Annotated in this window: 23 protein-coding genes; 11 read left to right on the top strand and 12 right to left on the bottom strand. The window is 63.3% G+C overall.

What is annotated here, in order from left to right; translation table 11 throughout:
* Window positions 1–68: 68 nt before the first annotated feature.
* The gene (locus tag F4827_RS11610) at window positions 69–1,448 is read right to left on the bottom strand and encodes an undecaprenyl-phosphate glucose phosphotransferase (RefSeq protein ID WP_183724092.1); all 1,380 of its coding nucleotides are present in this window, start codon (window positions 1,446–1,448) and stop codon (window positions 69–71) included.
* A 501-nt stretch (window positions 1,449–1,949) separates the two neighbouring features.
* Between F4827_RS11610 and F4827_RS11605 the strand changes: the two genes are divergently transcribed.
* On the top strand, window positions 1,950–3,479 hold the full coding sequence (locus F4827_RS11605) for a mannose-1-phosphate guanylyltransferase/mannose-6-phosphate isomerase (RefSeq protein ID WP_183724091.1): 1,530 nt from the start codon (window positions 1,950–1,952) through the stop codon (window positions 3,477–3,479).
* 278 nt (window positions 3,480–3,757) lie between these two features.
* On the opposite strand, the gene F4827_RS11600 is transcribed toward F4827_RS11605, so the two are convergent.
* Window positions 3,758–4,987: a transposase gene (locus F4827_RS11600; RefSeq protein ID WP_183724090.1), complete on the bottom strand. Its 1,230-nt coding sequence runs from the start codon at window positions 4,985–4,987 to the stop codon at window positions 3,758–3,760.
* Window positions 4,988–5,823: 836 nt separating this feature from the next.
* Here F4827_RS11600 and F4827_RS11595 point away from each other — a divergent pair.
* Together F4827_RS11595 and F4827_RS11590 are read left to right on the top strand one after the other, a co-directional pair.
* Window positions 5,824–6,303 (top strand): DUF2501 domain-containing protein, encoded by a 480-nt coding sequence (locus F4827_RS11595; protein ID WP_183724089.1) that lies wholly within the window; start codon window positions 5,824–5,826, stop codon window positions 6,301–6,303.
* A gap of 158 nt (window positions 6,304–6,461) precedes the next feature.
* A complete protein-coding gene (locus F4827_RS11590) occupies window positions 6,462–6,926 on the top strand; it encodes a hypothetical protein (protein ID WP_183724088.1) in 465 nt (154 codons plus the stop codon).
* Window positions 6,927–6,972: 46 nt separating this feature from the next.
* Here the strand turns inward: F4827_RS11590 and F4827_RS11585 are convergent, their stop codons facing one another.
* On the bottom strand, window positions 6,973–7,596 hold the full coding sequence (locus tag F4827_RS11585) for a DUF4337 domain-containing protein (RefSeq protein ID WP_183724087.1): 624 nt from the start codon (window positions 7,594–7,596) through the stop codon (window positions 6,973–6,975).
* Window positions 7,597–7,985: 389 nt separating this feature from the next.
* Here F4827_RS11585 and F4827_RS35810 point away from each other — a divergent pair, with 389 nt between their 5' ends.
* Window positions 7,986–8,624 (top strand): helix-turn-helix transcriptional regulator, encoded by a 639-nt coding sequence (locus F4827_RS35810; protein ID WP_183724086.1) that lies wholly within the window; start codon window positions 7,986–7,988, stop codon window positions 8,622–8,624.
* A gap of 95 nt (window positions 8,625–8,719) precedes the next feature.
* Here F4827_RS35810 and F4827_RS11575 read toward each other — a convergent pair whose 3' ends face one another.
* The 6 genes from F4827_RS11575 to F4827_RS11550 all read right to left on the bottom strand — a co-directional run bounded on the left by F4827_RS11575 (window position 8,720) and on the right by F4827_RS11550 (window position 14,617).
* Window positions 8,720–9,421 carry an ABC transporter ATP-binding protein gene (locus F4827_RS11575; RefSeq protein WP_183724085.1) on the bottom strand — a complete coding sequence of 234 codons (702 nt, stop codon included), beginning with the start codon at window positions 9,419–9,421 and terminating at the stop codon, window positions 8,720–8,722.
* Window positions 9,421–10,191 carry a high-affinity branched-chain amino acid ABC transporter ATP-binding protein LivG gene (gene livG, locus F4827_RS11570; protein WP_183724084.1) on the bottom strand — a complete coding sequence of 257 codons (771 nt, stop codon included), beginning with the start codon at window positions 10,189–10,191 and terminating at the stop codon, window positions 9,421–9,423. Before livG ends, F4827_RS11575 begins: the two co-directional genes overlap by 1 nt.
* Complete coding sequence (locus F4827_RS11565; RefSeq protein WP_183724083.1) at window positions 10,188–11,462, bottom strand: high-affinity branched-chain amino acid ABC transporter permease LivM; 1,275 nt, start codon at window positions 11,460–11,462, stop codon at window positions 10,188–10,190. The genes livG and F4827_RS11565 overlap by 4 nt, the downstream gene beginning before the upstream one ends.
* A gap of 7 nt (window positions 11,463–11,469) precedes the next feature.
* Window positions 11,470–12,396 carry a high-affinity branched-chain amino acid ABC transporter permease LivH gene (gene livH / locus F4827_RS11560; RefSeq protein ID WP_167066992.1) on the bottom strand — a complete coding sequence of 309 codons (927 nt, stop codon included), beginning with the start codon at window positions 12,394–12,396 and terminating at the stop codon, window positions 11,470–11,472.
* 180 nt (window positions 12,397–12,576) lie between these two features.
* Window positions 12,577–13,704 carry a branched-chain amino acid ABC transporter substrate-binding protein gene (locus F4827_RS11555; RefSeq protein WP_183724082.1) on the bottom strand — a complete coding sequence of 376 codons (1,128 nt, stop codon included), beginning with the start codon at window positions 13,702–13,704 and terminating at the stop codon, window positions 12,577–12,579.
* Window positions 13,705–14,260: 556 nt separating this feature from the next.
* Window positions 14,261–14,617 carry a hypothetical protein gene (locus F4827_RS11550; protein ID WP_183724081.1) on the bottom strand — a complete coding sequence of 119 codons (357 nt, stop codon included), beginning with the start codon at window positions 14,615–14,617 and terminating at the stop codon, window positions 14,261–14,263.
* Between the two features lie 137 nt (window positions 14,618–14,754).
* Here F4827_RS11550 and F4827_RS11545 point away from each other — a divergent pair, with 137 nt between their 5' ends.
* The 3 genes from F4827_RS11545 (at window position 14,755) to F4827_RS11535 (ending at window position 17,646) form a co-directional block, all read left to right on the top strand.
* Window positions 14,755–15,747, top strand: coding sequence for an ABC transporter substrate-binding protein (locus F4827_RS11545; RefSeq protein WP_183724080.1), 993 nt, complete (start codon window positions 14,755–14,757; stop codon window positions 15,745–15,747).
* Between the two features lie 204 nt (window positions 15,748–15,951).
* Entirely contained in the window at window positions 15,952–16,848 is an 897-nt protein-coding gene (locus F4827_RS11540) for an ABC transporter permease (RefSeq protein ID WP_183724079.1), read from the top strand.
* A 3-nt stretch (window positions 16,849–16,851) separates the two neighbouring features.
* Window positions 16,852–17,646, top strand: coding sequence for an ABC transporter ATP-binding protein (locus F4827_RS11535; protein WP_183724078.1), 795 nt, complete (start codon window positions 16,852–16,854; stop codon window positions 17,644–17,646).
* Window positions 17,647–17,738: 92 nt separating this feature from the next.
* Here the strand turns inward: F4827_RS11535 and F4827_RS11530 are convergent, their stop codons facing one another.
* A complete protein-coding gene (locus F4827_RS11530; RefSeq protein WP_409258786.1) occupies window positions 17,739–17,909 on the bottom strand; it encodes a hypothetical protein in 171 nt (56 codons plus the stop codon).
* 363 nt (window positions 17,910–18,272) lie between these two features.
* On the opposite strand from F4827_RS11530, the gene F4827_RS11525 reads away from it, so the two are divergent.
* Complete coding sequence (locus F4827_RS11525) at window positions 18,273–19,409, top strand: pyridoxal-phosphate-dependent aminotransferase family protein (RefSeq protein WP_409258789.1); 1,137 nt, start codon at window positions 18,273–18,275, stop codon at window positions 19,407–19,409.
* A gap of 40 nt (window positions 19,410–19,449) precedes the next feature.
* On the opposite strand, the gene F4827_RS11520 is transcribed toward F4827_RS11525, so the two are convergent.
* Both F4827_RS11520 and F4827_RS11515 read right to left on the bottom strand, forming a co-directional pair.
* Window positions 19,450–20,208, bottom strand: a complete 759-nt coding sequence (locus F4827_RS11520; protein WP_183724076.1) for a class I SAM-dependent methyltransferase — start codon at window positions 20,206–20,208, stop codon at window positions 19,450–19,452.
* A gap of 298 nt (window positions 20,209–20,506) precedes the next feature.
* Window positions 20,507–20,992, bottom strand: a complete 486-nt coding sequence (locus F4827_RS11515) for a tlde1 domain-containing protein (protein WP_183724075.1) — start codon at window positions 20,990–20,992, stop codon at window positions 20,507–20,509.
* A 204-nt stretch (window positions 20,993–21,196) separates the two neighbouring features.
* Between F4827_RS11515 and F4827_RS11510 the strand changes: the two genes are divergently transcribed.
* The 3 genes from F4827_RS11510 to F4827_RS11500 all read left to right on the top strand — a co-directional run bounded on the left by F4827_RS11510 (window position 21,197) and on the right by F4827_RS11500 (window position 24,738).
* Window positions 21,197–21,892, top strand: a complete 696-nt coding sequence (locus F4827_RS11510; protein ID WP_260175126.1) for an HAD family phosphatase — start codon at window positions 21,197–21,199, stop codon at window positions 21,890–21,892.
* A gap of 234 nt (window positions 21,893–22,126) precedes the next feature.
* Complete coding sequence (locus tag F4827_RS11505) at window positions 22,127–22,582, top strand: MarR family winged helix-turn-helix transcriptional regulator (RefSeq protein ID WP_183724073.1); 456 nt, start codon at window positions 22,127–22,129, stop codon at window positions 22,580–22,582.
* A gap of 17 nt (window positions 22,583–22,599) precedes the next feature.
* Window positions 22,600–24,738, top strand: a complete 2,139-nt coding sequence (locus tag F4827_RS11500) for an FUSC family protein (RefSeq protein WP_183724072.1) — start codon at window positions 22,600–22,602, stop codon at window positions 24,736–24,738.
* Window positions 24,739–24,740 lie beyond the last annotated feature (2 nt).

Genomic DNA, 24,740 nt, shown 5'->3' with positions numbered 1-24,740 from the left:
TGCGCCTGGTATGCTCAATGTGAATTCAATGCTTTTCAACGTCTGTGCAATACTTTATTCAGCATGGCTTAGTAAGCATTCTGCCCAGCAAAGCCCTTCCACATGGTCATCGCGACGATGCGCAGATCGAGCGCGAAACTCCAGTGCTGCATGTAATGCAGGTCGAAACGCACGCGGTCGCGCATCTTTTCCACGCGATCGGTCTCTCCCCGGAAACCGTTGACCTGCGCCCAGCCGGTAATGCCCGGCTTGATGCGGTAGCGCGCCATGTAGCCGCGCACCAGATCCTTGTAGATGTCGTCGTGCGCCAGCGCATGCGGACGCGGCCCCACCACCGACATCTCGCCCTTGAGGACGTTGATGAACTGCGGCAGCTCGTCAAGGCTCGTGCGACGCAGGAAGGCGCCCACGCGCGTCACACGCGGATCGTTGCGGCGCGCCTGGGTGACCTGGCCGGCGACTTCCGCGTGCACCTTCATCGAGCGGAACTTGTAGATCTCGAACTCGTTGCCGTCTAGCCCCTTGCGGCGCTGCTTGAAGAACACCGGCCCCTTCGACGTGAGCTTCACCGCCAGCCCCACCAGCGCGAACAGCGGCGCGAGCGCGACCAGCACCGCGCCGGCAAACAGGATGTCGAACACGCGCTTGGGCAGCACGCTCAGATCCGTCACCGGCGAAGCCGCGAGATTGATCGCCGGCACGCCGAGCAGATCGACCACCGGCTGGCTGAAGAACGACAGGCTGCGCACATCGGGGATAAAGCGGATATTCACGAAATCGTTGCGCATCGCCATGACGATGCGGTGAATCGTGCGCTCTTTCGTGATTGGCAAAGCGAGCCACAGTTCGCGCACATCGTGCTCGCGCACGAATTCGAGCATCGCCTGCAGGTTGCGTTCGACCGGCACGCCGTCAAGGCGCGCATTGCCATCGGCATCGGTGTCTTCGTCGTACACCAGCGCGGGATGAAAGCCCGCTTCCGGTCGGCTCTTCATCTGCTCGATCAGAAAACGCGCGTAGCGCGGGCCGCCGACCACGGCCACCTGCTTCAGGTTGTAGCCCTCGCGGCGCAGGCTGCGCAGCACCATGTGCACCAGCGCCTTGGACACGATCAGCAAGGCCACCGACGCCACCACCCAGTAGGCCAGCCAGATACGCGAAAGCGAATCGGCGCGGTGCACGCTGAAGCTCAGCAGAATGCCCGTGCACTCCACCGCGATCCAGGCGGCGCACACTCGCGCCGCCAGCACGAACAGCGACTTGCCGCGCCACGACTGGTAAATGCCGAATGCGGGAAACATCCAGATCGCCAGCACGCAGTTGAAGCCGAGCGCCACGCTTTCGGGATCGGAGAGCGTGACGAAGCGTCCGTGGTGCAGGGCGGCCGCAAGCAGCGCGCCAGCGGCGATGGCGGCAACATCGATGATTCTGGCTAGAACGCTCAGCATGTCCGGCACCTCGGTTAAAAAATGAAATGCAGCCACGCGTTTTGCATCATGGCCGCTGCTACGGGAATCCGCGGAATTCAGGAGATCTGCACCGGAATCGATCCGGCGCTGCTAATTCGCATCCGAATAAACCCTAATAAAGCGCTATAAAAATTGCGAGCGCAAGGGCAAAAAGTATCTCCAAATGTTTCGTTGCTAACGACCTAATTTTTGTCTGATTTTTTCGGCAACGATTGCCGGAAAGGCCGCCCAGCAAGCCTTTGAACGTGTCACGGAAGCGGAAAATTTTGCCGGATCGCTGACGGTACAGGCTGATTTATTTCGCAGCATTCCGGTCATAACGGACATTTTTCTTTTTATTTTTATTCAAATCCATTCATGACGAATCATCATTTTTTAATTTAATCCGAATATTTTTTGTTTTCTTCTTTACGACTCGATTTATTGCGATTTTAAGCGTGCTACAAATTGCTTAACCGAAACCCCTTTCAGGAGAGCGAGATGACGGATACGGGTTCCGCAACGGCCTCGGCACGCGCGGCTCAACAGGCAGCGTCGCGCGACGACGCGCGCAACGCGCTGCAGGTATGTCCCGTGGTGCTGGCCGGCGGCGCGGGTTCGCGACTGTGGCCACTGTCGCGCGAGCAATACCCGAAGCAGATGATCAACCTGGTCGGCGAGCGGTCCTTGCTCGCGGATACAGCGGGCCGGCTCGACGCCCTCGCCGGGCGCGTGACGCTCGCCGACAAGCTCATGATCGTGTGCAACGAGGAACATCGCTTTACGACCGCCGATCAGGTTCGCGCGGCTGGCAAGGAAGCACGCCTGATTCTCGAACCGCTCGCGCGCGACACCGCACCCGCACTGACGATCGCGGCCTTGTCCGTGACCTCCGCGCAGCAGGACGGCATCATGGTGGTGATGCCCGCGGATCATGCGCTCGCGGATCTCGAAGCGTTTCAGGCAGCGGTCGCGGACGGCGTGCGCCACGCCGCCAACGGCCAGATCGTGACGATGGGCATCGTGCCCACGCACCCGGAAACGGGTTACGGCTACATTCATGTGGGCGAACCGCTTGCCGCCCGGGAGCCCGATGGCGCGCGCCGTCTCAATGGCTTCGTCGAAAAGCCCTATATCGAACTGGCGCAACAGTACGTTGCCTCGCAGCGCTACTGGTGGAATAGCGGCATCTTCATTGTGCGCGCGTCCACATGGCTCAAGGCGATTCGCCACTTCCAGCCCGCGATTTACGAGGCCTGCACGGCCGCCGTCGAGCACGGCAAGGCCGATGGGGACTTCTTCCGCGTCGATCCCGAGTGCTTCGCACGCTCGCCATCGAATTCGATCGACTATGCGGTGATGGAGCCGCTGTCCGGCGATACCTCGGTGGCCAGCGGCGTAGTCGTGCCGCTTTCGGCGGGCTGGACCGATCTCGGTTCGTGGGACACGGTCTGGCAGGTCGCCCCAAAGGACGATGCGGGCAACGTGGCGCAAGGCGAAGTGATGTTCGAAGGCGCGAACGACACCTTCGCGCATTCGGATGGACGCCTGATCGCGTGCCTGGGCACCGAGAATCTCGTGGTGGTCGAAACCGCCGACGCGGTGCTCGTGGCCGACCGTTCGCGCGCCCAGGACGTGAAGAAGATCGTCCAACGCCTCAAAACGCAGAAGCGCAGCGAAGCCGTCGCCCATCGCCTCGTGCATCGCCCGTGGGGTCACTACGACAGCGTCGACAGCGGCGAGCGCTTCCAGGTCAAGCGTATCGTGGTCGATCCCGGCGCGCGTCTGTCCTTGCAGATGCACCATCATCGCGCCGAACACTGGGTCGTCGTGCGTGGCACGGCGCTCGTCACGCGCGGCGAGGAACGCTTTATCGTTTCGGAAAACGAATCGGCTTATATCCCGCTAGGAGTGGCGCACCGGCTCGAAAATCCGGGCAAGATGCCGCTCGAAATCATCGAGGTGCAGTCGGGTTCGTACCTGGGCGAAGACGACATCGTGCGTCTTGACGATCAGTACGGCCGGCAATGATGGGATCGCCCGGGCCCGCAAGGGCTCGGGCGAGGCGGTTGAATTCAGTCAGTGCGTGACGGGGTGCCCATGAGAGCGCCCTGCACCCGATGAAATGGACGGAGACACCACGGCTTGCGCCGCAACGGAATGATCCAGTGACCACTGGAGCGAATCGATTCCGGTTGACGGCGTAACTGTGCAGAAAGATGAAACGCGAAATGCTTTCGACGAGAGCTTCGAAGACCAGCGGGAAAGCGAAAGCAAAAGCAGCGGCCAGGGATGAAGCGGGCCGCCGCCTAGCTCAGATGCGTTCTATAGCGCGAAGCGTGAGGATGGCGATCGGCGCCAGTGGCGGTGGACGCCTCGTGGCTTTCGCCGGACGCAAGCAGCGCACTGCTGGTATAGCGTTGCAGCGGTGCATGACGCATGCCGCTGGTGACGACGTGCGAACCCGCCGTCGCCAAAGCCGACGTTGCCATCGGCATCGCGCGAGTGACCACGCCACCGTCTTCAGCGCCGGTTTGAGCATAGGCACGCGCGAGCGAAACGCCCGGATCCTGATCTTCGGGGTCGACATCGGCGCCGCCGACACCGTCGCGCGACCGATGCGGGCCTTCGCGGTCGATCCACTGACGCGCCCAATCGAAAGCATAGTGACGCGCCGCATCGGCGTCGTCGAACGCGGGGCCGACAAGGCCCGAACGCTCGACGCGCTTGCCATCCTTGAGGATTTCCGCAGCGGCGCGATACATGCCGCGATGCGTGCGGCTGCGCGCGGCTTCCACGCTCAGATGAACCACATAGCCGCGCCATTCGGCTATCTGCTCGACCAGCGGCGTGGCACCCGGAACCTCGAAATTGTCTTCGGGCACGATCGTACGCACCGCTGCGGCCGCGTGGGGTTTTACACGCGCGGCGTGGGCGGTGGAATCAGCCTGGGGCGGCACTCTCGGCGAGACCTGCCCGGCCCCTGCCCTGGCGGCAGGCGTGCGATGCTGCGCCTGCAACAGCGCCTCGTCCAGACGGGCGAGCTGACGCGTCATGCTCTCGATCGGATTCGCAGCGGCATTCGCGGCCAACGGCGCAGCATCGGCCGGCAATGCGGGCGCCTGCCAGGCTTCCGGGCTCTTCCAGTACACGGCGGGCAAGCCGTCGTCCTCGATGGCTTCCTCCGCCACGACGGCCACGGCAGGCGTTGCCTGTGGGCTCGACATGGCCTGCGCCTGAGCGGGCTCGGGCACATAGACAAAGCGGCGGCCGCGCTGCGTGAGCAATTGCACCAACTCAAGCAGCGTGCCGCTGACGTGCCATTCCTCGAAACGGCGGCGGCAGGTCGGTCCGGACGGATATCGTGCGGGCAGGCGCGACCAGGACTCGCCGGTCGTCAAGATCCACAGCACGGCGTTCGCCACGACGCGCGGCTCCGCGCGCGGGCGGCCACGTCGGTTGAGCCGTATAGGCGGTTCATCGGATACGAGCGAGGACACTAGCGCCCACTCGTCGTCGCTCAGTTCTACGAAATTCATGCTGTTCTCCACGCAGCCGGACCGGGGCTGCAGTGACGGAGCGTCGCTCGCGGTTCTTGATGTCCGCGTGGGCGTGCTCGGTTGCACCATATGTTTATATGTTTTGTTCTTTTGCGTCACCGACTGCACTCAGGCAGTGCGTGAAATCACGGTATTGACGCAAAGAACGTGGTCTCACTCGTGCAAGGGAGAATTTGTGCAGGAAGCATACCACCTGAAACCAGCCAATGAGGAGGGCCGTAATAAGTGTTACGGTTAGAAACAAAGTCACGTCTTGTATGGCGTGAAATATGCCCGATCGCGCTTGCAAGACAGTGCGTTATCCCTCTTCGAATCGGCAGAAAATCCCTTATATCAAGGCATTTTCGTTATCGTATGCGCCCTGCAAGACAACGGGTGCGCCGCTGCAGCGTCGTATCGGCATGTTAATTCGCGTTACTTTGTGCTTCGCATGAGCGACGCCGACGCCTCGCCCTGTCGAGGCAAATGCCTTTTACATCGCAAACGCAATTTCAGTATTTCAATTGCATCGCTTTCAACCGCGCCCATCCATTTGGTCCCGGTCGCTCTTCTGCCGAAACCTCTCCCCGAATCTCAGTTGTGCACGCAACAAATGACACGACGATGAATTGCATTCAATACGCCGGTTGCACGGTTGCTTCATCCTGCCAGCATTTGCTCATAGACCAAATCTGTTTGCATCGCATGCAAATCACGCTAGAGAATTACCGCGGTTTTTGCATGAACTGCTCACGTTGCGCATAGCCATCCAGAAAAAGCCAGCCGACGAATCCGTCTATAGTACGAAGGCCATGGCCTTCAAGGAGATCCGTCGTATGCAAACATTCACCTCGCGCAGCACGCGCGCGTTGATCGCCGCGACCGCTGCTGCTGCCATGAGCGCCACCCTGCTCGCGCCCTGGCATGCCGCACACGCCCAGCTCGGCAATCTGCTCAACCAGAGCGGCAGCAGCGGCTCGACTTCGGGCGCGCTCGGCAATCTCGGCGGACTTGGCAGTGCGCTATCCGGCTCGTCGGTCACCTCGAACAGCATGGGCAATGTCACGGGCCTGCTGCAGTTCTGCATCAAGAACAATTACCTGAACGCGGACACGGCCGGCAACGTGAAGGACTCGCTGCTCAGCAAATTGCCCGGCGGCGCTTCCACCACCGATAGCGGCTACGAGAAGGGGACGGGCGGCATTCTCACGGCCGGCAATGGCCAGCAACTCGACCTCTCCGGCAGCGGTCTCAAGCAGGCCGCCACCAAACAGGTATGCGACAAGATCCTGAGCCAGGCGAAGTCGATGCTGTAAGGGCTACAGCAATCGCTTCAATTGCACTGAAAAGGGACGGCTACGTGGCGCAGATTTGCGCAATTTGTGTGCCGCCCCCTTGAACAGGAACGGGGTTTCGGTGTCGAATGGATTCCAGTGGAACTCAAGCGGTAGCCGTTACTGCCATCGTCACTGCCATGAAACAGCGTCGAGTCCCTGTGGTGCCTTTGCTTGCCGCCTTCGCCGCCCTTGCGGCGCTGCTGGGGTTTTGCCCGCCGCTCGGCGCGCAACCCCAACAGAATCAGGACAAGCACTTCGATTGCACGTCGAATCCGCATGAATTTATTTCGGCGCTGATTGAAGAGAAGTCCATCGACCCGAAGCCAAGCCGGGTCGAAGCCAATTCGGTCAACGCCTTCCGCCCCGCGCAGGGCATCCGCATGAGCGCGTTTGGCTTTCCCATCTATGTGGTGCTGGGCTATGCGCGCGACGACGATCTGTTCCGGCACGGCGCGGGCAAGGAGATCAAGGCGCCGCTTTATGGCGTGGTGGTGTCGGCGCCCGCGGAATCTGTGCGCACACGCGTGAGCGAGGCGAACAGCGACGCCACGGTCAAATCCGTGGTGCCGCTGCTGCTGACCGCCATCGTGTGTGGCGGCTAGCGATTGATGAGGTCTGGCGGCGCACCAGGCGCACCAGGCGCGCATATCACGCCTGGCCCGCGAAGAACGCGAGCAAACCCATCACCACGCCCGCCGCGCCAACCCCTACCGAGGTGCGCAGCAGCCACTTGCGGCGCGTGAGCACGGTAATTGCCGTGAGCGCGATCGAAATCTGGATCAGCGTAGTGGCCTGCGCCCAGCGATGGTGACCGTGCAGCAACTCTTCTGCGTGCTCGTCGTCGGCTTGCACCTGCTTCTCCAGCGCCTCGGCCTTGGCGCGGATCGGATCCTTCTGCTGGCGATAACGGTCGGCGTCGGCGGCGAAGTGTCGCTGGGCTTCGGCGGCGTTCGGCGCAAGCGCGGCCAGCGATGCGCCCAGTTCGGCGAGATTCTGCTTCTCGCCCTTGGCCTGGTAATAAGCCCACTGATTCGCCGCTTCGGTCTTGTGGATCGCCGCCTCGTTCTTGTAATAGAGCGCGAGGTTTTCGCTGTTGCCGCTCTGGTACGAGAGGATCGCGCCGATCGACGCGAGGATCGCCGTCATGACCGCCATGCGGCCCGGAAAGGGGTCGCGCTCGCCTTCGGCACCATGCGCTGCATGGCCGTGGCCGGCCGCGGCATGTTCGACCGCGTGATCGTGCGGCCCGTGCACTTCATACTCTTCAGACATCCAACAACTCTCCGGTGTGACTTATTTGTGACGTGCGCGGCGCCTCATTTTTGTTAAGCGAAGCCGCGTCCCCGTGCGGGACAAACCATTATCGTGAGCGCGGGCCAGTTGTCCAGTCCCCCTCAAATTGCGCTACACGAAGAAAGAGAAACGCATCAAATCGAAACCTGATTGAAAGTTTTATCGTCTATTCATTGAAGAATGCGTCAGGCATGCTGCGGCGCATGGCGCGAGCAGGCGGTTTGCTAACTTGCCTCCCACGGTTCCTCCTGCGCGAATTTGCTGCGCAGCCACACCCTCTCCTGTCTGTGCGGCCCCGGCGGCGCCTCTCGCGCCGGTCGCCACATCGACGCTACTCACGATGCTTCGCAATGGCGGGAGTTGACCGCGTGCAACGCCGTTTGTTCACTGAGGATGCGCAATCCGGTCGCGAACCGCCTGCCGCAATCGATGCCTTCGATGCGCTCGATGGTCTCGCGCAAGCCGTGCTGATCGTCGATCGCGCAGCGCGAGTGAGCTTCGCCAATCGGGCCGCTGCCGCGCTGCTCGTGCAGCCGCCTGGCTTGCGCGAGAGTTCGCATGGCTTGCAGACGCGTTCGTCCACGACCACGCAGCGGCTCCATGCGCTGATCGCCAATGCGGCGGGCAGCGGTTCATCCGCGCGCAGCGGCAGCGCCATGCTGATCGAGCGCACGCCATGCGACATGCCGCTTCAGGTGCTGGTGTCCCCGCTTGGCGCGCAGCGCGGCAACGCCATGCTGATGGTGATCGACCCGCAGGCCGCACAGCGCGGGATCGAGCAGCGCCTGATTGCGCTTTACGCGCTCACGCCCGCCGAGGCGCGCGTGGCCTGCGAGATCGGCAATGGCGCGAATCCACGCGATATCGCTGCTGCGCTGCGGATTCTGCCCTCCACCGTGCGCACGCATCTGCATCATGTCTTCGCCAAAACGGCCACGCGCAGTCAGGGCGATCTGATGCGGCTCGTCGCCCAGCTTGCGCAACTGGCACACGCGCGCAGCGATTGAATCGCTTCGTACAAATAGATACGGCCCGCGCAATCGCCCCTTTAACAGGGGAGACATGCGCGGACCGTCTGGCGACGTCGTCGAACGCGAGCGCTTTAACCGCCCAGATAGGCGCGCTTGATGTCGTCGTTGGCGAGCAGGTTGTCGGCGCTGTCGGCCAGCACCACGCGCCCGGTTTCGAGCACGTAGCCGCGATCGGCCACATGCAGCGCCTTGTTCGCGTTCTGCTCGACGAGGAACACCGTCACGCCTTCTTCGCGAATCGTGCGGATGATGTCGAATATCTGCGCGATCACGAGCGGCGCAAGCCCGAGCGTCGGTTCATCGAGCAGCAGCAAACGCGGCTTGCTCATCAGCGCGCGGCCAATCGCCAGCATCTGCTGCTCGCCGCCCGACATCGTGCCCGCACGCTGTTTCGCACGCTGGTTAAGGCGCGGAAACAGCTTGAAGACGTGCTCGATGCCCGCGTCGATGTCGTGCTGCGAGGCGAAGAAGCCGCCCATCTGCAGGTTTTCGAGCACAGTGAGGCTCGGGAACACACGGCGGCCTTCGGGCGAAATCGCCATGCCCAGACGCATGATTTCATGCGTGGGCATGCGCGTGATGTCCTGACCTTCGAACGTCACGTGTCCCGACGATGCGCGCGGCGTGCCGCACACGGTCATCATCAGCGTGGTCTTGCCGGCGCCGTTGCTGCCGATCAGGGTGACGATCTCCCCCTTTTTCACTTCGATCGACACGCCCGCCAGCGCTTCCACCGCGCCGTAATGGGTATGGACCTTGTCCAGCTTGAGCATCAGTCCTCTCCCAGGTAGGCTTTGATCACGCGCGGATCGTTGCGCACTTCTTCAGGTTTGCCAATCATGATCGGCTTGCCGTGTTCCATCACGAGGATACGGTCCGAAACGCCCATCACCAGGCTCATATCGTGTTCGATCAGGAGTACAGAGATTCCGAACTCGTTGCGCAGACCGTCGATCATGTGCTGCAACTCGATCTTTTCCTGCGGATTCAGACCGGCCGCCGGTTCGTCGAGCATCAACAGACGCGGGTCCGTGATCATGCAGCGCGCGATTTCGAGTCGGCGCTGATGGCCGTACGACAGCGTGCCGGCTTCGCGGTTGGCCACGTCCCTCAGGCCAAGACGTTCGAGCCAGTAAGCGGCGCGTTCGAGCGCGGCGCGTTCGGCGCGGCGATATGCAGGCGTCGCGAACAGGCCGCTGAGCATATTGCGGTTCACCTTCAGGTGCTGCGCAACCATGAGGTTTTCGAGCACCGTCAGTTGCTTGAACAGACGGATATTCTGGAACGTGCGCACGAGGCCGCGACGCGCAACCTGGTGGCTCGGCCGCCCGTTGATCGCGTGGCCGTCGAGCACGATGTCGCCCGCGGTCGGCTTATAGAAGCCGCCCACGCAGTTGAACACCGTGGTCTTGCCCGCGCCGTTCGGCCCAATGATGGCGAAGACTTCATTCGGGCGCACATCGAACTCGATGCCGTCCACCGCGAGCAGACCGCCGAAGCGCATCTGCAGACCCGCCACTTTCAACAACGCTTGTGCACTCATTGCGGCAACTCCACGTGCGCACGGCTAGCGGGCAACAACCCCTGCGGACGCCACATCATCATCAGCACCATCACCAGACCGAAAATCAGCATGCGGTACTCGGCAAATCCGCGCGCCACTTCAGGCAACGCCGTCAGCAGGATCGCGGCGAGCACGACGCCCAGTTGCGAGCCCATGCCGCCCAGCACCACCACGGCCAGGATCAGCGCCGATTCGATGAAGGTGAACGACTCGGGCGTGACCAGTCCCTGGCGCGCCGCGAAGAACGCACCGGCGAGACCCGCGAACGAAGCGCCCAGCGTGAACGCCGAGAGCTTGATGCGGGTGGGGTTCAAACCGAGCGAGCGGCAGGCGATTTCATCTTCGCGCAGCGCTTCCCAGGCGCGGCCCATCGGCATGCGCAGCAGACGGCTCGTGACGAAAAGCGTGAACGCCACCAGCACCAGCGCGAGCAGGTACAGGAAGATGATCATGTGCTCGCCGCTGTACTCGATGCCGATCAGCTCGTTGAAGGTTTTGGCGCCTTCCACACTGGCGTGACGCGCGAGTTCGAAGCCGAACACGGTGGGCTTCGGAATACCCGAGATGCCGTCCGGACCGCCCGTGATGCTCGTGAGGTTGTTGAGCAGCAGGCGGATGATTTCGCCGAAGCCGAGCGTGACGATCGCCAGATAGTCGCCACGCAGACGCAGCACCGGAAAGCCCAGCACGAAGCCGAACGCCGCCGAAGCGAGCGCCGCGAGCGGCAGGCATTCCCAGAACGTCAAGCCGAAATACTGGTTGAGCAGCGCATACGTATAGCCGCCCACCGCGTAAAAGCCCACGTAACCCAGGTCGAGCAGGCCCGCGAAACCCACCACGATATTCAGGCCGAGACCCAGAATCACGTAGATGAGCGCGAGCGTGGCGACGTCGATGGTGCCGCGCGAACTGATGAACGGGAACACTGCGCCGAAGGCGAGCAGCGCCCAGATCGCCACGCGCTGCTGACGCGCGCCCAGGGCAGGCGCTTTTGGCAGTTTCACCGAACTCGTTGCGCGCACAAACATCGGCTTGGCGAGCTGGAACACGAACACCACGGCAGCGGCAATCCACACCGGATGCCAGTGCTGCTGCAACACCACCTGATAGCCGTCGAGCGTAAGCTGCAGGCCCAGGATGGGCGCGGTGAGAATGATGGTCGCGAATGCGGCCACGAACGCGCCCTTCAACGTCTGCGACGAAGACGGGCCGCTATGGCCGGCGGCGCGAACCGAAACAGTTTGGCTCATATCGACCTCACACCTTTTCGACGTCCGGCTTGCCGAGCAGGCCGGTGGGACGGAACAGCAGCACGAGCACGAGCAGGCCGAACGCCACGACGTCCTTGTACTCGGACGGCATGTACGCCGATGCGAAAGTTTCGGCCAGACCGAGCAGCACACCGCCGAGCATCGCGCCCGGGATGCTGCCGATGCCGCCCAGCACCGCCGCCGTGAACGCCTTGATACCGGCGATAAAGCCGATGTACGGATTGAGCTTGCCGATCGTCAGACCGATCAGCACGCCGCCCACCGCCGCCAGCATCGCGCCCAGAATGAACGTGAAGGAGATCACGCGGTTGGTGTCGATGCCCAGCAAGTTGGCCATCTTCATGTCTTCGGCGCAAGCGCGGCAGGCGCGGCCCATACGCGAGCGCGAAATGAAGAGCGTGAGCGCGACCATCAGCACGACCGTGGTGCCTACGATCAGCATGCGCGCGTACGGAATCGTGACTTCGAAGTTGCCGCCCATGTTGAAATCGAGCGCGCCGGAAATCAGCATCGGCACGGACACATCGCGCGCACCCTGACCAATCTGCACGTAGTTCTGCAGAAAGATCGACATGCCGATCGCCGAGATCAGCGGCACCAGGCGCGGGCCGCCGCGCAACGGCCGATACGCGACGCGCTCGACCGCAAAACCGTACAGCCCGGTGACCACCACCGAGACGATGAGCGCCGCTCCCAGCACGAGCGGCAGCGGATAACCCGCGGTGGTGCCGATAGCCGTGAGCGTGACGAGGCCCACATAGGCACCGATCATATAGATCTCGCCGTGAGCGAAATTGATCATGCCGATGATGCCGTAGACCATCGTATAGCCGATGGCGATCAGCGCATAGATCGCACCCAGCGTGAGCCCGTTGACGAGCTGCTGGGTAAACTGAGGAAGAAAATCATTCATGCTTTAAGCCCCGCGGCGATGAAGCCGGTAAGAGACCCTTTAGAACCGTACCAATCCGTTTTCATGGTTGCGCGCACAACCACCAGGGAGCGGCTATAAAAACGCCCCGCCACAACAAAAGACGGGGCGTATGCCGCTCAATACCGCTTATGCAACTTCTGGCAGCGTGCAGCGCCGGGATCAGTTCGCGGCGGTCTTGGTGGCGTCCTTGTGCCACGTGTACACAACGAAGCGGAACGACTTCAGGTCGCCCTGTGCGTCGTACTGCACGTTGCCGATCGGCGTGTTGAACGCGTTCTTGTGCAGGTAAGCCGCAACCTTGGTCGGGTCGGTGCTCTTTGCACCGGCGATGCCGTCGGCGATCACTTCCACTGCCGCGTACGACGGCATCTGGAACGGGCCGTTCGGGTCGCGCTTCGCATCCGCGAATGCCTTCACCAGCTTCGCGTTGGCCGGATCGGCTGCGAAGTCGGCCGGCAGCGTCACGAGCATGCCTTCCGAGGCCGGGCCGGCGATGGCCGTCACGTCCTTGTTGCCCACGCCTTCCGGTCCCATGAACACAGCCTTGACGCCTTGCTCACGCGACTGGCGCATCAGCAGACCCATTTCCGGGTGGTAGCCGCCGAAATACACGAAGTCCACACCTTGCGACTTGAGCTTGGTAACGACTGCCGAGTAGTCCGAATCGCCTGCGTTGATGCCTTCGAACACCACGACCGGGATATGCGCCTTGTCGAGCGCCGACTTCACCGACGTCGCAATGCCCTGGCCGTACGACTGCTTGTCGTGCAGGATCGCGACCTTCTTCGGCTTGACCTTGTTGATGATGTAGGCGGCAGCGGCCGGGCCTTGCTGGTCGTCGCGGCCGATGGTGCGGAAGATGAACTGGCGCTTCTTGCCTTCGGTCAGCTGCGGCGCGGTGGCCGACGGCGTGACCATCACAACGCCTTCGTTTTCGTAGATGTCGGATGCGGGGATCGTCGAGCCCGAGCAGACGTGGCCGACCACGTACTGGATGTGCTGCGAGACGATCTTGTTGGCGACGGCGACGGCCTGCTTCGGCTCGCACGAATCGTCCATCAGGACGGCTTCGAGCTTGTTGCCGTTCACACCGCCGGCGGCGTTGATCTGGTCGATTGCGGTCAGGGCGCCAGCCTTGACCATGTCGCCGTACTGGGCGACCGCGCCGCTGAACGGGCCGGCGATAGCGATCTTGACGGTGTCGGCGTGAGCGGCTGCACCAAAAGCGAGCAGCGCGGCTGCCACGGAGACAGAAGTAAGGCGGGTAAGGCAGGACAACGACGTCATCAGGAGCTCCTCGATTGGTTTCGGGTCAACCGGTCAGACGGATGACCTGCGCAAACGAACAGCACCCCGAGGACGAGCCAAGGGGGACGACAACGACGGGCCAGAAAAGCTGAGAACACTAAAGACGTGACGGGGCCCGGCGTATATCACCCGCTTTGTTGCGGTTGAGTTCGGAGAGAAGCACGTTGTTACGTATTCCCTGTTGCGCAAGCGATCCGCCTGCCCCGTTCACTGCATTTCGTCCGGAGGGTGGTCCGGGCTCAATCAGCGACCGGCGGATGCTATCAATAAAATCCCCCACTCGCAACCGAGGGTTTTTTCCGATACCTCGCGAAGTACTGATCGCCGTCAATCGAGGAAAATCACGCCAAAGAGCTTGAAAACATTTGAAAAATCGGCCGACGTAGAGACGTCCGACGGGACAAGCTCGTCGAAACGCATGCCTGGCGTGGCTTTAGGAAAATCGATTTCCGATTCGAAATAAATCGCACTGTTCTTTCCGATCGGAAAATCGTCCGGAAGACTGACCGAATGCCTTTATCCGAAAAGAAACGGATTATCCGCCCTGAAATTTTTTCCTCTGAGTCCCGCGCTGCAACATAGTAAAAACCCTAAATGCAAAATGCGCCAACTGATTGATTTTTATCATAAATTTACACAATGCTTTCATCGCAAGAGGATTTCGAAGCGCGATCACAGCCTTAATCCGTTCACATTCACCATTCGCATTATTTCCGATCTGAATCCGGGAAAACTTCCGGCGCCCTGCGGAGTTTTCCTGAAAATCGCATCCACTATTTTTTGAGTGCCGGTGACAGGCCGTCGCATCTTCGCCGCACTGTTCCGGTGCGCGTGCCGGATCGCTAAAAGTCGGTGGTATGCTCGCTGCCTCGCCGCCGGTCTTATGCACCATCGCGGCGCATGGCGTAAGGAGCACGCAAGGTGAAGACGTGCTCGCTGTGCGCGAAACGGGATGCATAGGACGACGGCGTTGCCGCGCAAGCGGACCACACCCGTCCAGAACCGAACATTCGGGGGAGATCAAACAGAATGAAAACCTTCAAGCTCGTCGCCGCCAAGGCCGCCACCCTTACCCTGATCGCCAGCGCTGCCGCGCTCGCCCTGACCTCGGGCGCAGCACGCGCCGCCGGCACCGCCACCGTTGAAGTCCTGTCGATCGTCGAACACCCCGCTCTCGACGCGATCCGCGACGGCGTGCGCGACGAGCTGAAGGCCGCCGGTTACGACGCAGGCAAGAATCTCACGTGGGAATACCAGAGCGCTCAGGGCAATACCGGCACCGCTGCGCAGATCGCCCGCAAGTTCGTCGGCGACAATCCCAGCGCGATCGTCGCCATCGCCACGCCTTCGGCACAGGCCGTGGTTGCCGCGACGAAGTCGGTGCCCGTGGTGTACTCGGGCGTGACCGATCCGGTGGCCGCGCAGCTCGTGAAGACGTGGACGCCCAGCGGCACCAATGTCACCGGCGTGTCGGACAAGCTGCCGCTCGACAGGCAGGTCGCGCTCATCAAGCGCGTGGTGCCGAATGCGAAGACCGTCGGCATGGTCTACAACCCCGGCGAAGCGAATTCGGTGGTGGTCGTGAAGGCGCTCAAGCAACTGCTCGCGCAACAGGGCATGACGCTCAAGGAAGCGGCAGCACCGCGCACGGTGGATATCGGCGCGGCGGCGAAGAGCCTGATCGGCAAGGTCGACGTGATTTACACGAACACGGATAACAACGTCGTTTCGGCCTACGAAGCACTCGTGAAGGTGGCCGACGAGGCGAAGATTCCGCTCGTCGCATCCGATACGGATAGCGTGAAGCGCGGCGCCATTGCGGCGCTCGGCATCGACTATAGCGACCTGGGCCATCAGACCGGCAAGGTGGTCGTGCGTATTCTCAATGGTGAAAAGCCCGGCGCGATCGCATCGGAAACCAGCAGCAAACTGCAACTGTTCGTGAATCCGGCCGCCGCGCAAAAGCAGGGCGTGACGCTGTCCGCCGATCTGCTCAAGGACGCGACTACGGTCGTCAAGTGACGCGCCTCGCGGGCATCTGATGCACGACGTGCCCGCGTAACGCGTGACACGTAACAGCAGCAAGCCGCAAGCAAAGCACCGGCCTTCATCGGGCCTCGCGCACGCGCGCGTCACGCCGCCTCACCCGGGCGGCGCGGCGCGCGCGGCGACCCATCCGGCCGCGTCACCGCAATCCGCCCGCCGGAAACCGCAACAGGATTTCCCATGTCCCTCTATTCGCTATTGGGCGCGCTTGAGATCGGTCTGATCTTCAGCCTCGTCGCCCTCGGGGTGCTGATCTCGTTTCGCATCCTCAACTTCCCCGACCTCACCGTTGACGGCAGCTTTCCGCTGGGCGGCGCGGTCGCGGCCACGCTGATCGCGCATGGCCAGGACCCGTTCGTCGCCACGCTCTGCGCGATGATCGCAGGCGCGGCGGCGGGCTTCGTCACCGGCTGGCTCAACGTGCGCCTGAAAATCATGGATCTGCTCGCCAGCATCCTGATGATGATCGCGCTCTACTCGATCAACCTGCGTGTGATGGGCGCGCCCAACGTGCCGCTCATCACCGAATCCACCGTCTTCACGATGATCCAGCCCGCCTGGCTGCCCGACTACGTGCTGCGCCCGCTCGCGCTGTTCGTGGTGGTGCTCGCGGCGAAGCTAGGCGTGGACTGGTTCTTCTCGTCGCAGTACGGTCTCGCGCTGCGCGCGACCGGCGCGAACCCGCGCATGGCGCGCGCCCAGGGCATCGCCACGGGCCGCGCGACGCTGGCCGGCATGGCGCTGTCCAACGCGCTGGTCGCGCTCGCGGGTTCGCTGTTCGCGCAGACGCAGGGCGGCTCCGATATTTCGATGGGCATCGGCACCATCGTGATCGGGCTGGCCGCGGTCATCATCGGGGAGAGCATTCTGCCCGCGCGCCGTCTGGTGCTCACGACGCTCGCCGCCGTGCTGGGCGCGATTCTCTATCGCTTCTTTATTGCACTCGCGCTCAATAGCGATTTCATCGGCCTCAAGGCGCAGGACCTGAACCTCGTCACCGCCGTGCTCGTGACCGTCGCGCTCGTGCTGCCCGCGACGCGCAAGAAGCTGTTCGGCCGCAAGAACGGGAGGGCCTGAATTATGCTCAGCGCACAAGACCTCAAACTCACTTTCAACCCCGGCACGCCGATCGAAACGCGCGCGCTGCGCGGCCTTACGCTGGAAATCCCCACCGGCCAGTTCGTGGCGGTGATCGGCTCGAACGGGGCGGGCAAGTCCACCTTCCTCAATGCAATCAGCGGCGATCAGATGGTGGACGGCGGCAAGATCACCATCGACGGCAACGACGTCACGAAGAAGCAGGCGTGGGATCGCGCGCATCTGGTCGCGCGCGTGTTCCAGGACCCGATGGCGGGCACCTGCGAAGCGCTGACGATCGAAGAAAACATGGCGCTGGCAATGGCGCGCGGCAAGCGGCGCGGCTTTGGTCCGGCGCTGAAAAAGCAGGACCGCGAACTGTTTCGCGCGAAACTGCGCCTGCTGAATCTGGGCCTCGAAAACCGTTTGGCGGATCGTATCGGCCTGCTCTCGGGCGGCCAGCGTCAAGCGGTGAGCCTGTTGATGGCTTCGCTGCAACCGTCGCGCATTCTGCTGCTCGACGAGCATACGGCGGCGCTCGATCCGAAGACCGCGGCGTTCGTGCTGGAACTCACGGCGCGCATCGTCGATGAAGCGAAGCTCACGACCATGATGGTCACGCACAGCATGCGCCAGGCGCTCGATTACGGCCAGCGCACGGTGATGCTGCATCAGGGGCAGGTGGTGCTGGATGTATCGGGCGAGCAACGTCGGGGTCTGGATGTGCCGGACCTGCTGCGCATGTTCGAGCAGACGCGCCACGAAAAGCTCGCCGACGATGCCTTGCTACTGGGTTAAGCGGGTTTAGGCGTCGGTCTGCAGGAGCCCGCCAGCCTCACGGTTCGCGGGCTCTTTTATTGCCGGCAAATCGATATGGATAACGAATGACTTTAGACCGTCTTCGAATATTTGAACGTCCCCTGCGCGCCTTGCAGCACGCCCTGGCGATTGAGCTTCGAACCGTCGATCGGCATCAGAAGCTCCGCATAGCCCTCGCGCCACTGCGCGACGATCACGCCGAGCGTTTCGAGAAACGGGTTATCCACGGCGAATTGCGGCATGCTGCGCCCCCCTTGATCCTGCGAAGCAGGAAACCGGCGATTATAGGCCGCCCTACGGCGCCTCACAGCGCATGCCGCAGCAAGCCCGGTTAGCGTCTTCCTCACTGTTCAGAGGAAATGTGCGCAACTGTACATGGCTTTGTGAGCCGCGACGGAGAACACTCTGCTTTTCCCCTGCCGCCAGCGTGCGCGCACATTTCACTCGCAGCGTTTTGCTGCCCCCTCAAGGAACTCATCATGACCGACAACACGCGCTCCACCGACTCCCTGATCCCGCAACGGGCAGCAGCGGCCGCCGCGTCGCCGGTCGCCTGCCCGGCGGTCGATCCGCTCACCGAGATCCTGCCCGACGAGCCGCTGCTGATGATGGGCGCAGGCCCGGTGCCGATCCCGGATGCCGTCGCAAAGGCCAATTCGGTCGTGATCAATCACCTCGGCGACACCATGGCGCGCGTCATCGACCAGGTGAAAACCATGGCGCGCTACGTGTTCCAGACGCGTTCGAACTGGGTACTCGGCGTGGCCGGTCCCGGATCGGCGGCGATGGAAATGGCGGTGTCGAACCTCGCATGGCCCGGCACGCGCGTGCTCTCGATCGTCAACGGCTTCTTTAGCGGCCGGATGGCGGAGATGGCGCGACGCATCGGCGCGGACGTCTCCACGCTCGATGTGAGCGATCGCGAGATCGCCTCGCTCGACGCCGTGGCGCAGGCCATCGAGCGCACGCGCCCCGCCATCGTCACCATCGTGCACGGCGAGACGTCCAATACGGTGTGGAATCGCCAGTTGAGGGACATCGTGCGTATCGCCAAGGCGGCGGGCGCGCTGGTCGTCGTCGATGCGGTCTGCACGCTGAGCACCATGCCGCTGGAAATGGATGCGTGGGGCATCGACGTGGTCATCACCGGCGGGCAAAAAGGGCTGTCCTCGATTCCCGGCGTATCGCTGATCGCGTTTTCTAACGCCGCGTGGCAACGCGTGCGCGAACGCACCGCGCCGAATACGCACTGGTGTCTCGACGCCACGCTCGCGGAGAACTTCTGGCACAAGGCCGGTTATCACTACACCGCGCCGGTGTCGGGCGTGCTGGCGCTGCATGAAGCGCTGCGCCTCGTCTGCACGGAGACGCTCGAAAGGCGCTTCGCGCGTCATCAGCGCTGCTCGCTGGCGCTGCAAAGCGGCGTCGCCGCGCTTGGGCTCGAACTGTATACACCGCAGGAGTGCCGTCTGAATTCGGTGGTCGGCATCGCGCTGCCTGTGGGCCTTACGCCGCGCGACGTGTGCAATCATATCTCTCAACAGTATCAGGTGGAGATCGCCGGATCGTTCGGACTGCCGATTGTGCGGATCGGCCAGATGGGCGAGCAATGTCGCGAACACCATCTGTTCCGCACCGTTCATGCGCTGGGCCGCACCATGCGCGATCTCGGCGCGGACGTCGATCTGCCCGCCGGCGTGGCCGCGCTCGAAGAATCGCTTTCGGCGGCCGCGCGGCGCTAAGAAGGCGCTAAAGCAGCACTCAGGCCGCGCTCAGGCCGGATCAGTCGCGGCGCGCCCGGATGCAGAGGAATGCGGGCGCGAGCGCAAGCTCGTTATAGAGCGCGGGCGCGACGGCCTTCATTTCCGGGGCCGGCTTCGGCTCCAGCATGCCGTCGATCTGCCAGCCGGTCTCCAGCAGCGCGTTGACGATATCGGCCAGCGGGCGGCGATACGCTTCCACATAAGGCTTCGGTTCGCCGAAGCCGCCCCAATGCAGGCCGAAACGCGTGGTGTCGAAGTACGGGCGATTGCCGCGCGTGCGCGTGTCGATCCAGTCGCGCATGGGGTGCGCCATCGAAAACACCAGCCGCGCGCCGGGCCGGGCGACGCGATGGAATTCGGCGAAGGTGGGCGCGAGACGCTCCACATAGTCGAGCGCGAGCGAGCAGACGATACGATCGAACTGGGCGTCGGCGAGCCATGCGAGCGGCTGGCCAAGATCGCCCTGCGCGATCTCCACGTTCAGGTCGGCGCAGCGGCTACGCGCGAGTTCGACCATGGCGGGCGTGACGTCGAAGGCTTTCACCTGCGCGCCCGCGCGCGCGAGCTCCGCGCTGACGATGCCGGGGCCGCAGCCCGCGTCGAGCACGCTCAGGCCCGCCACGTCGCCGAGCAACGCAGCGGTCGCCGGGCGTTCGTAGAGCGCGTTGTGCGGTTTTTCCGGGGCCATCTGCGCGTAGCGATCGGCGAATTGCGTATAGGCCGCGCGGCCCGGCAGTTCAGGCGTGGAAGGCTGGTCGGCGTGGGTATCGGTCGGCATGGTGAGGCGTAAATCAAAAGCGAAAACGCGTATTGTGCCAGCCGGGCGGCCGATCAGACACTAGCGTTGGCGTCGCCACCATCGGGCGTAAGCCGCAACTGCAATCGCAACTAGCACGTCGATGGGGCCAAGAACGGGAAGCGGGCTGCTCCATTTATCCATGTTCGTCGTGCGCGAATAGTAAGGCGGTCCACCGCCGTATGCCTCGCTCAAATTGAGAACATTGAACGTGACCACTCCGACGACTATCGCCGCCAGGGCCACGCCAACCAATATGAATGCTGTGTTTCTGGCCATGTCAGTACCTGACGGTCAGCGGAATATAGCAATCTGGCGAAGATGCGACAGCTTCTGCCAATGCACGCACAAAAGGCTCCATTGCAGCGTGCAAATTAATACAGCCGGCGCTTCCCGCGTGCGTCCCGCCGTGAATAAAGAATCCGCCCCGCCCGAAAGTCTCGGTGCCCGGAAACACGTGAATCGTGATCCGATGATCGCCCCAGGCTGCACGCGGAGCAAGGCTATACCAGCGATTCGTCCACATCTGTGACGGCTGGATCCAATAGCGCCCGGGCGGTATCGGTCCGGTACTTCCTTCCCGCTGGCGGGCGGACGAATAGTCGAAGTGGCCCAGATCATCCGGGCGCCCTGACACGGCACGAAAAACGCCAAATACGGGTCCGGACAATATCAGACGCTGCCCATCGAAGGAAAGCGAGGCGCGAGACTGGTTGCAAAGCGGAATTCGGGGCATGCTGTGTTCGGATTGATAGCGGTCGACCATCGTGAGTCCCCTGGAAAATGGATGTTGCTTGCGCATCGCTATGCGCGAGAACGTCCACTTTCCGTCGGCTCATCAACGCCCAGAATTGGAGAATTCCGAAAGTCGCAATCCAGTCCTCTGCCGATCAACCCGACTCACACCCGCCCCCCATCCCGGTTATCATCGCCCCTCGGCTTACACACCTTCCACCCGACGATGTCCGCCTTGCCCACTCTCCACGCTCTCCCCTTCGACGCCGTCCTGTTTGACTGTGACGGCGTGCTGGTCGATTCAGAGCGCATCACCCATGTCGTGCTGGTCCAGATGCTCGGCGAGCTGGGCTGGAGGCTTTCCGTCGATGAGGCGATGGGTATTTTCGTCGGCAAGATGGTCAAGGACGAGGCCGCGCGCATAGAGGCGCACACGGGTTTCCGCCTGACCGAAGCCTGGCTCGAAGGCTTTCGCGCCCGGCGCAATGAAGCGCTCGCGCGCGATCTGATCGAGATTCCCGGCGCTCCCGCCGCCGTGCGCGCTGTGCAGGCGGCCTACGACGGCCGTATCGCCGTGGCTTCGGGCGCGGATCGGCGTAAGGTCGAACTGCAATTGCGCAAGGTGGGCCTGCTGGAGTCCTTCGGCGACCATATCTATAGCGGCCATGAAACGCCGCGCAGCAAGCCCCACCCCGATGTCTATCTGGCCGCGGCCGCCGGCCTGGGCGTGGAAGCGCGCCGCTGCGCCGTGGTCGAAGACACCGTGACGGGTGCGCGCGCGGGCCTCGCGGCGGGCGCCACCGTATTCGGCTACAGCCCCGCCGCACCCGGCCACAGCAGCGCCCTGGCCCTCAAGGCCGAAGGCGTCGCGCACGTCTTCACCGATATGGCGCAGCTGCCGGCTCTGCTCACGCGCTGGAACGCATCGTAAAGCGCAAAAACGATACATGGACAAAGCGACAGACCGCGCCGCCATGACGCCACGACGTTAAGCACATATGACATAGCCGGGCTGCCGTGGCGCGCGCGTCACACCCGGCGCGCGAAAGGCGCCGAAACCGACAAGCAGCACGCACGCGGGCCGCGCCTCAATTACTATCCGGGGATGGCTCTGCACCTGAAAAGATAGTTTGCTACCGAATCGCTTTACGCTATCATCCCGCCGATGTCGAATCTTCACACCTTACGTCTGGCAGTCAGCAGCACGCTCGTGACGGCCGCCCGCAAGTGGCGGCGCACGAGCCACGGTGCGCTCACGGCCTATAACGTTTCCGAAGCATGCGCCACGCCGCTGCTCACCGCCGGGCGTCTTGGCGAGGCGGTGCGTCAGGTGACGCTCGCCGAGCACGTCGGCATCGAAGGCCCGTCGCTGGTGCGTCTGCTCGACCAGCTGTGCGCCGCCGGTCTCGTGCGCCGCGACGAGGACCCCGACGACCGCCGCGCCAAGACCATCTCGCTCACCGAAGAAGGCCAGGCGGTCACCGCCAGAATGGAAGAAGACTTGCGCGGGTTGCGCGCGCGCGTCCTCAAGGGCATCAGTCGCGCGGACCTCGAAGCCACGTTGCGCGTACTGAACGCCTTCAACGCGCCGGATCCGGCCGACAGCAACCTTCCTGACTGAAAGCTGAAAGCGGCCTCATGACCTACCCATCCATCCGCGACTGGCTCTTCTCCGTCAAGACCTTCGCAGCGTCGATGCTGGCGCTTTATATCGGGCTCGCGTTCCAGTTGCCGCGCCCGTATTGGGCCATGGCGAGCGTCTATATCGTCTCGAATCCGTTCGTCGGCGCAACGCGCTCCAAGGCGCTTTATCGTGTGCTCGGCACGGCGCTGGGCGCGGCCGCCGCCATCGCGCTCGTGCCGCCCTTCGTGGAAACGCCGCTGCTGTTCAGCGTGGTCGTGGCGCTGTGGACCGGCACGCTGCTCTATCTGGCGATCAGGGATCGCACCGCGCGCAGCTATGTGTTCATGCTCGCGGGCTACACCATGCCGCTGGTGGCCTTCCCCACCGTCACCGACCCGAGCACGGTGTTCGACGTGGCGATCGCGCGGACCGAGGAAATCACGGTGGGCATCATCTGCGCGAGCGTGATCGGCAGCAATATCCTGCCGAGCCGTCTTGCCCCCACGCTCATCGAGCGCGCCGACGCCTGGTTCCGCGACGCCGCCTTCTATGGCCGCGAAACGCTTTCGGGCAATATCGTCGGCAAGGCGATTTCGGCCTGCCGGCAGCGCCTGGCATCGACGGTCAATCAGCTCGAATTCCTCCTGAGCCAACTCGGCTACGACCATACGCATCCGGAGATCCTCGCACGCGCACAGAATCTACGCGGACGCATGCAGCTATTTCTGCCGATGATTTCGGCGCTCGCCGATCCGCTGATCGCCCTGCGCCGCGATCTGCACGTCTGGCCCGAAGGGCTCGACGCGCTGCTCACCGACGCGGCCAAATGGTTCGATGCGCCGCTGCCCACCCGCCCCGCCGATATGCACGAGGACAAGGGCGACAGCATCGCCGACAGTCTGCGCGCGCGCATCGCGGCGCTGCAGCCCGCGCACGACCAGCTCACCGGCTGGGAAGGCGCGCTGCTCTCGAACGCGCTCTGGCGCCTGGGTCAGGTGATCGACGTCTGGCAGGACTGTCTGTCCTTGCGCGCGCTGATCGCGCATGAGGAAGGCACCTGGCGGCCGCGCTATCGGCACTGGCGGCTGGGCGGCACCGAGCGTTTCTACGACCGCGGCCTGATGCTGATTTCGTGCGCGGTGCCGGTGGGCGCGATTCTGGTGGCGTGCTGGCTGTGGGTCAGTTCGGGCTGGCACGACGGCGCGAGCGCCGTGACGCTCGCGGCCGTGGCCTGCTGCTTCTTCGCCGCGCTCGACGAGCCCGCGCCGATGGTGTTCCGCTTCTTCGCCGCCACCGCCGCGAGCGTGGTGTTCGCGGGCCTGTATCTGTTCGTGGTGCTGCCCAAGGTGCACGACTTTGCGATGCTCGTGCTGATCTTCGCGGGGCCCTTCATTCTGATCGGCACGCTGATCCCACGCCCCGCTTTCAATATGGTGACGATGCTCACTGCCGTGAACACGGCGACCTTCATCAGCATCCAGAGCGCTTACGACACCGACTTTCTCGTGTTTCTCAACAGCAATATCGCGGGCGTCGCCGGCCTGTTGTTCGCCTATGTGTGGACGCGCGTGACGCGCCCCTTTGGCGCGGAATTCGCGGCCCGGCGTCTGTTGCGTTCGAGTTGGGCCGATGTGGCGCTGTCCGCCTCCACCGCGCCGCTCACCGATCAGCGCAATCTCGCGTCGCGCATGGTCGACCGGCTGATGCAGTTGATCCCGCGTCTGGCGGCTTCGGACGAGCATCGCCATCCGTCGATCGAGAGCTTCCGCGATCTGCGCATCGCACTCAATGCGCTCGATCTGCGCCGCTCGCGCCGCAAGCTCGACGGCGACGTGCCCGCCGCCATCGACCGCGTGCTCGCGGGCGTGAGCGATCACTACACCCGCTGCGCCGAAGCCAACCACCGCCAGAACGCCTCGCCCGCGCTGCTCGTGACCATCGACGACGCCATGCATCGCGTCGCCACGCGCGGCCTTGCCCAGGAAGCGGCCAGCGCCGCCGATACCGTCACGCCCGGCGGCACGCCGCGCGCGCGTCTCTCGCAGCGCGGGCTGCGCGACACGCTGCACGCGCTGGTGGGCCTGCGCCTCGCGCTCTATCCCGCGCTCGCGGGCGAGCGCCCGCGCGGCGGCACACCGGAGGCCGGCGCATGAGC

The sequence above is a fragment of the Paraburkholderia bannensis genome, assembly GCF_014200455.1.
GTDB classification, from domain to species: domain Bacteria; phylum Pseudomonadota; class Gammaproteobacteria; order Burkholderiales; family Burkholderiaceae; genus Paraburkholderia; species Paraburkholderia bannensis_A.
This window is presented reverse-complemented; position numbering and strand designations above follow the sequence as displayed.

What these genes read in the sequence shown, in the direction of transcription:
- F4827_RS11520 (WP_183724076.1), bottom strand. Translation starts at nt 20,208, where the DNA reads ATGCCGACCGATACCCACGCCGACCAGCCTTCCACGCCTGAACTGCCG.
- F4827_RS11600 (WP_183724090.1), bottom strand. Translation starts at nt 4,987, where the DNA reads ATGAATTTCGTAGAACTGAGCGACGACGAGTGGGCGCTAGTGTCCTCG.
- F4827_RS11545 (WP_183724080.1), top strand. Translation starts at nt 14,755, where the DNA reads ATGAAAACCTTCAAGCTCGTCGCCGCCAAGGCCGCCACCCTTACCCTG.
- F4827_RS11565 (WP_183724083.1), bottom strand. Translation starts at nt 11,462, where the DNA reads ATGAGCCAAACTGTTTCGGTTCGCGCCGCCGGCCATAGCGGCCCGTCT.
- F4827_RS11525 (WP_409258789.1), top strand. Translation starts at nt 18,273, where the DNA reads ATGATGGGCGCAGGCCCGGTGCCGATCCCGGATGCCGTCGCAAAGGCC.
- F4827_RS11610 (WP_183724092.1), bottom strand. Translation starts at nt 1,448, where the DNA reads ATGCTGAGCGTTCTAGCCAGAATCATCGATGTTGCCGCCATCGCCGCT.
- F4827_RS11535 (WP_183724078.1), top strand. Translation starts at nt 16,852, where the DNA reads ATGCTCAGCGCACAAGACCTCAAACTCACTTTCAACCCCGGCACGCCG.
- F4827_RS11555 (WP_183724082.1), bottom strand. Translation starts at nt 13,704, where the DNA reads ATGACGTCGTTGTCCTGCCTTACCCGCCTTACTTCTGTCTCCGTGGCA.
- F4827_RS11540 (WP_183724079.1), top strand. Translation starts at nt 15,952, where the DNA reads ATGTCCCTCTATTCGCTATTGGGCGCGCTTGAGATCGGTCTGATCTTC.
- livG (WP_183724084.1), bottom strand. Translation starts at nt 10,191, where the DNA reads ATGAGTGCACAAGCGTTGTTGAAAGTGGCGGGTCTGCAGATGCGCTTC.
- F4827_RS11515 (WP_183724075.1), bottom strand. Translation starts at nt 20,992, where the DNA reads ATGGTCGACCGCTATCAATCCGAACACAGCATGCCCCGAATTCCGCTT.
- F4827_RS11575 (WP_183724085.1), bottom strand. Translation starts at nt 9,421, where the DNA reads ATGCTCAAGCTGGACAAGGTCCATACCCATTACGGCGCGGTGGAAGCG.
- livH (WP_167066992.1), bottom strand. Translation starts at nt 12,396, where the DNA reads ATGAATGATTTTCTTCCTCAGTTTACCCAGCAGCTCGTCAACGGGCTC.
- F4827_RS11595 (WP_183724089.1), top strand. Translation starts at nt 5,824, where the DNA reads ATGCAAACATTCACCTCGCGCAGCACGCGCGCGTTGATCGCCGCGACC.
- F4827_RS11550 (WP_183724081.1), bottom strand. Translation starts at nt 14,617, where the DNA reads ATGGTGCATAAGACCGGCGGCGAGGCAGCGAGCATACCACCGACTTTT.
- F4827_RS11500 (WP_183724072.1), top strand. Translation starts at nt 22,600, where the DNA reads ATGACCTACCCATCCATCCGCGACTGGCTCTTCTCCGTCAAGACCTTC.
- F4827_RS11590 (WP_183724088.1), top strand. Translation starts at nt 6,462, where the DNA reads ATGAAACAGCGTCGAGTCCCTGTGGTGCCTTTGCTTGCCGCCTTCGCC.
- F4827_RS11585 (WP_183724087.1), bottom strand. Translation starts at nt 7,596, where the DNA reads ATGTCTGAAGAGTATGAAGTGCACGGGCCGCACGATCACGCGGTCGAA.
- F4827_RS11505 (WP_183724073.1), top strand. Translation starts at nt 22,127, where the DNA reads ATGTCGAATCTTCACACCTTACGTCTGGCAGTCAGCAGCACGCTCGTG.
- F4827_RS11530 (WP_409258786.1), bottom strand. Translation starts at nt 17,909, where the DNA reads ATGCCGCAATTCGCCGTGGATAACCCGTTTCTCGAAACGCTCGGCGTG.
- F4827_RS11605 (WP_183724091.1), top strand. Translation starts at nt 1,950, where the DNA reads ATGACGGATACGGGTTCCGCAACGGCCTCGGCACGCGCGGCTCAACAG.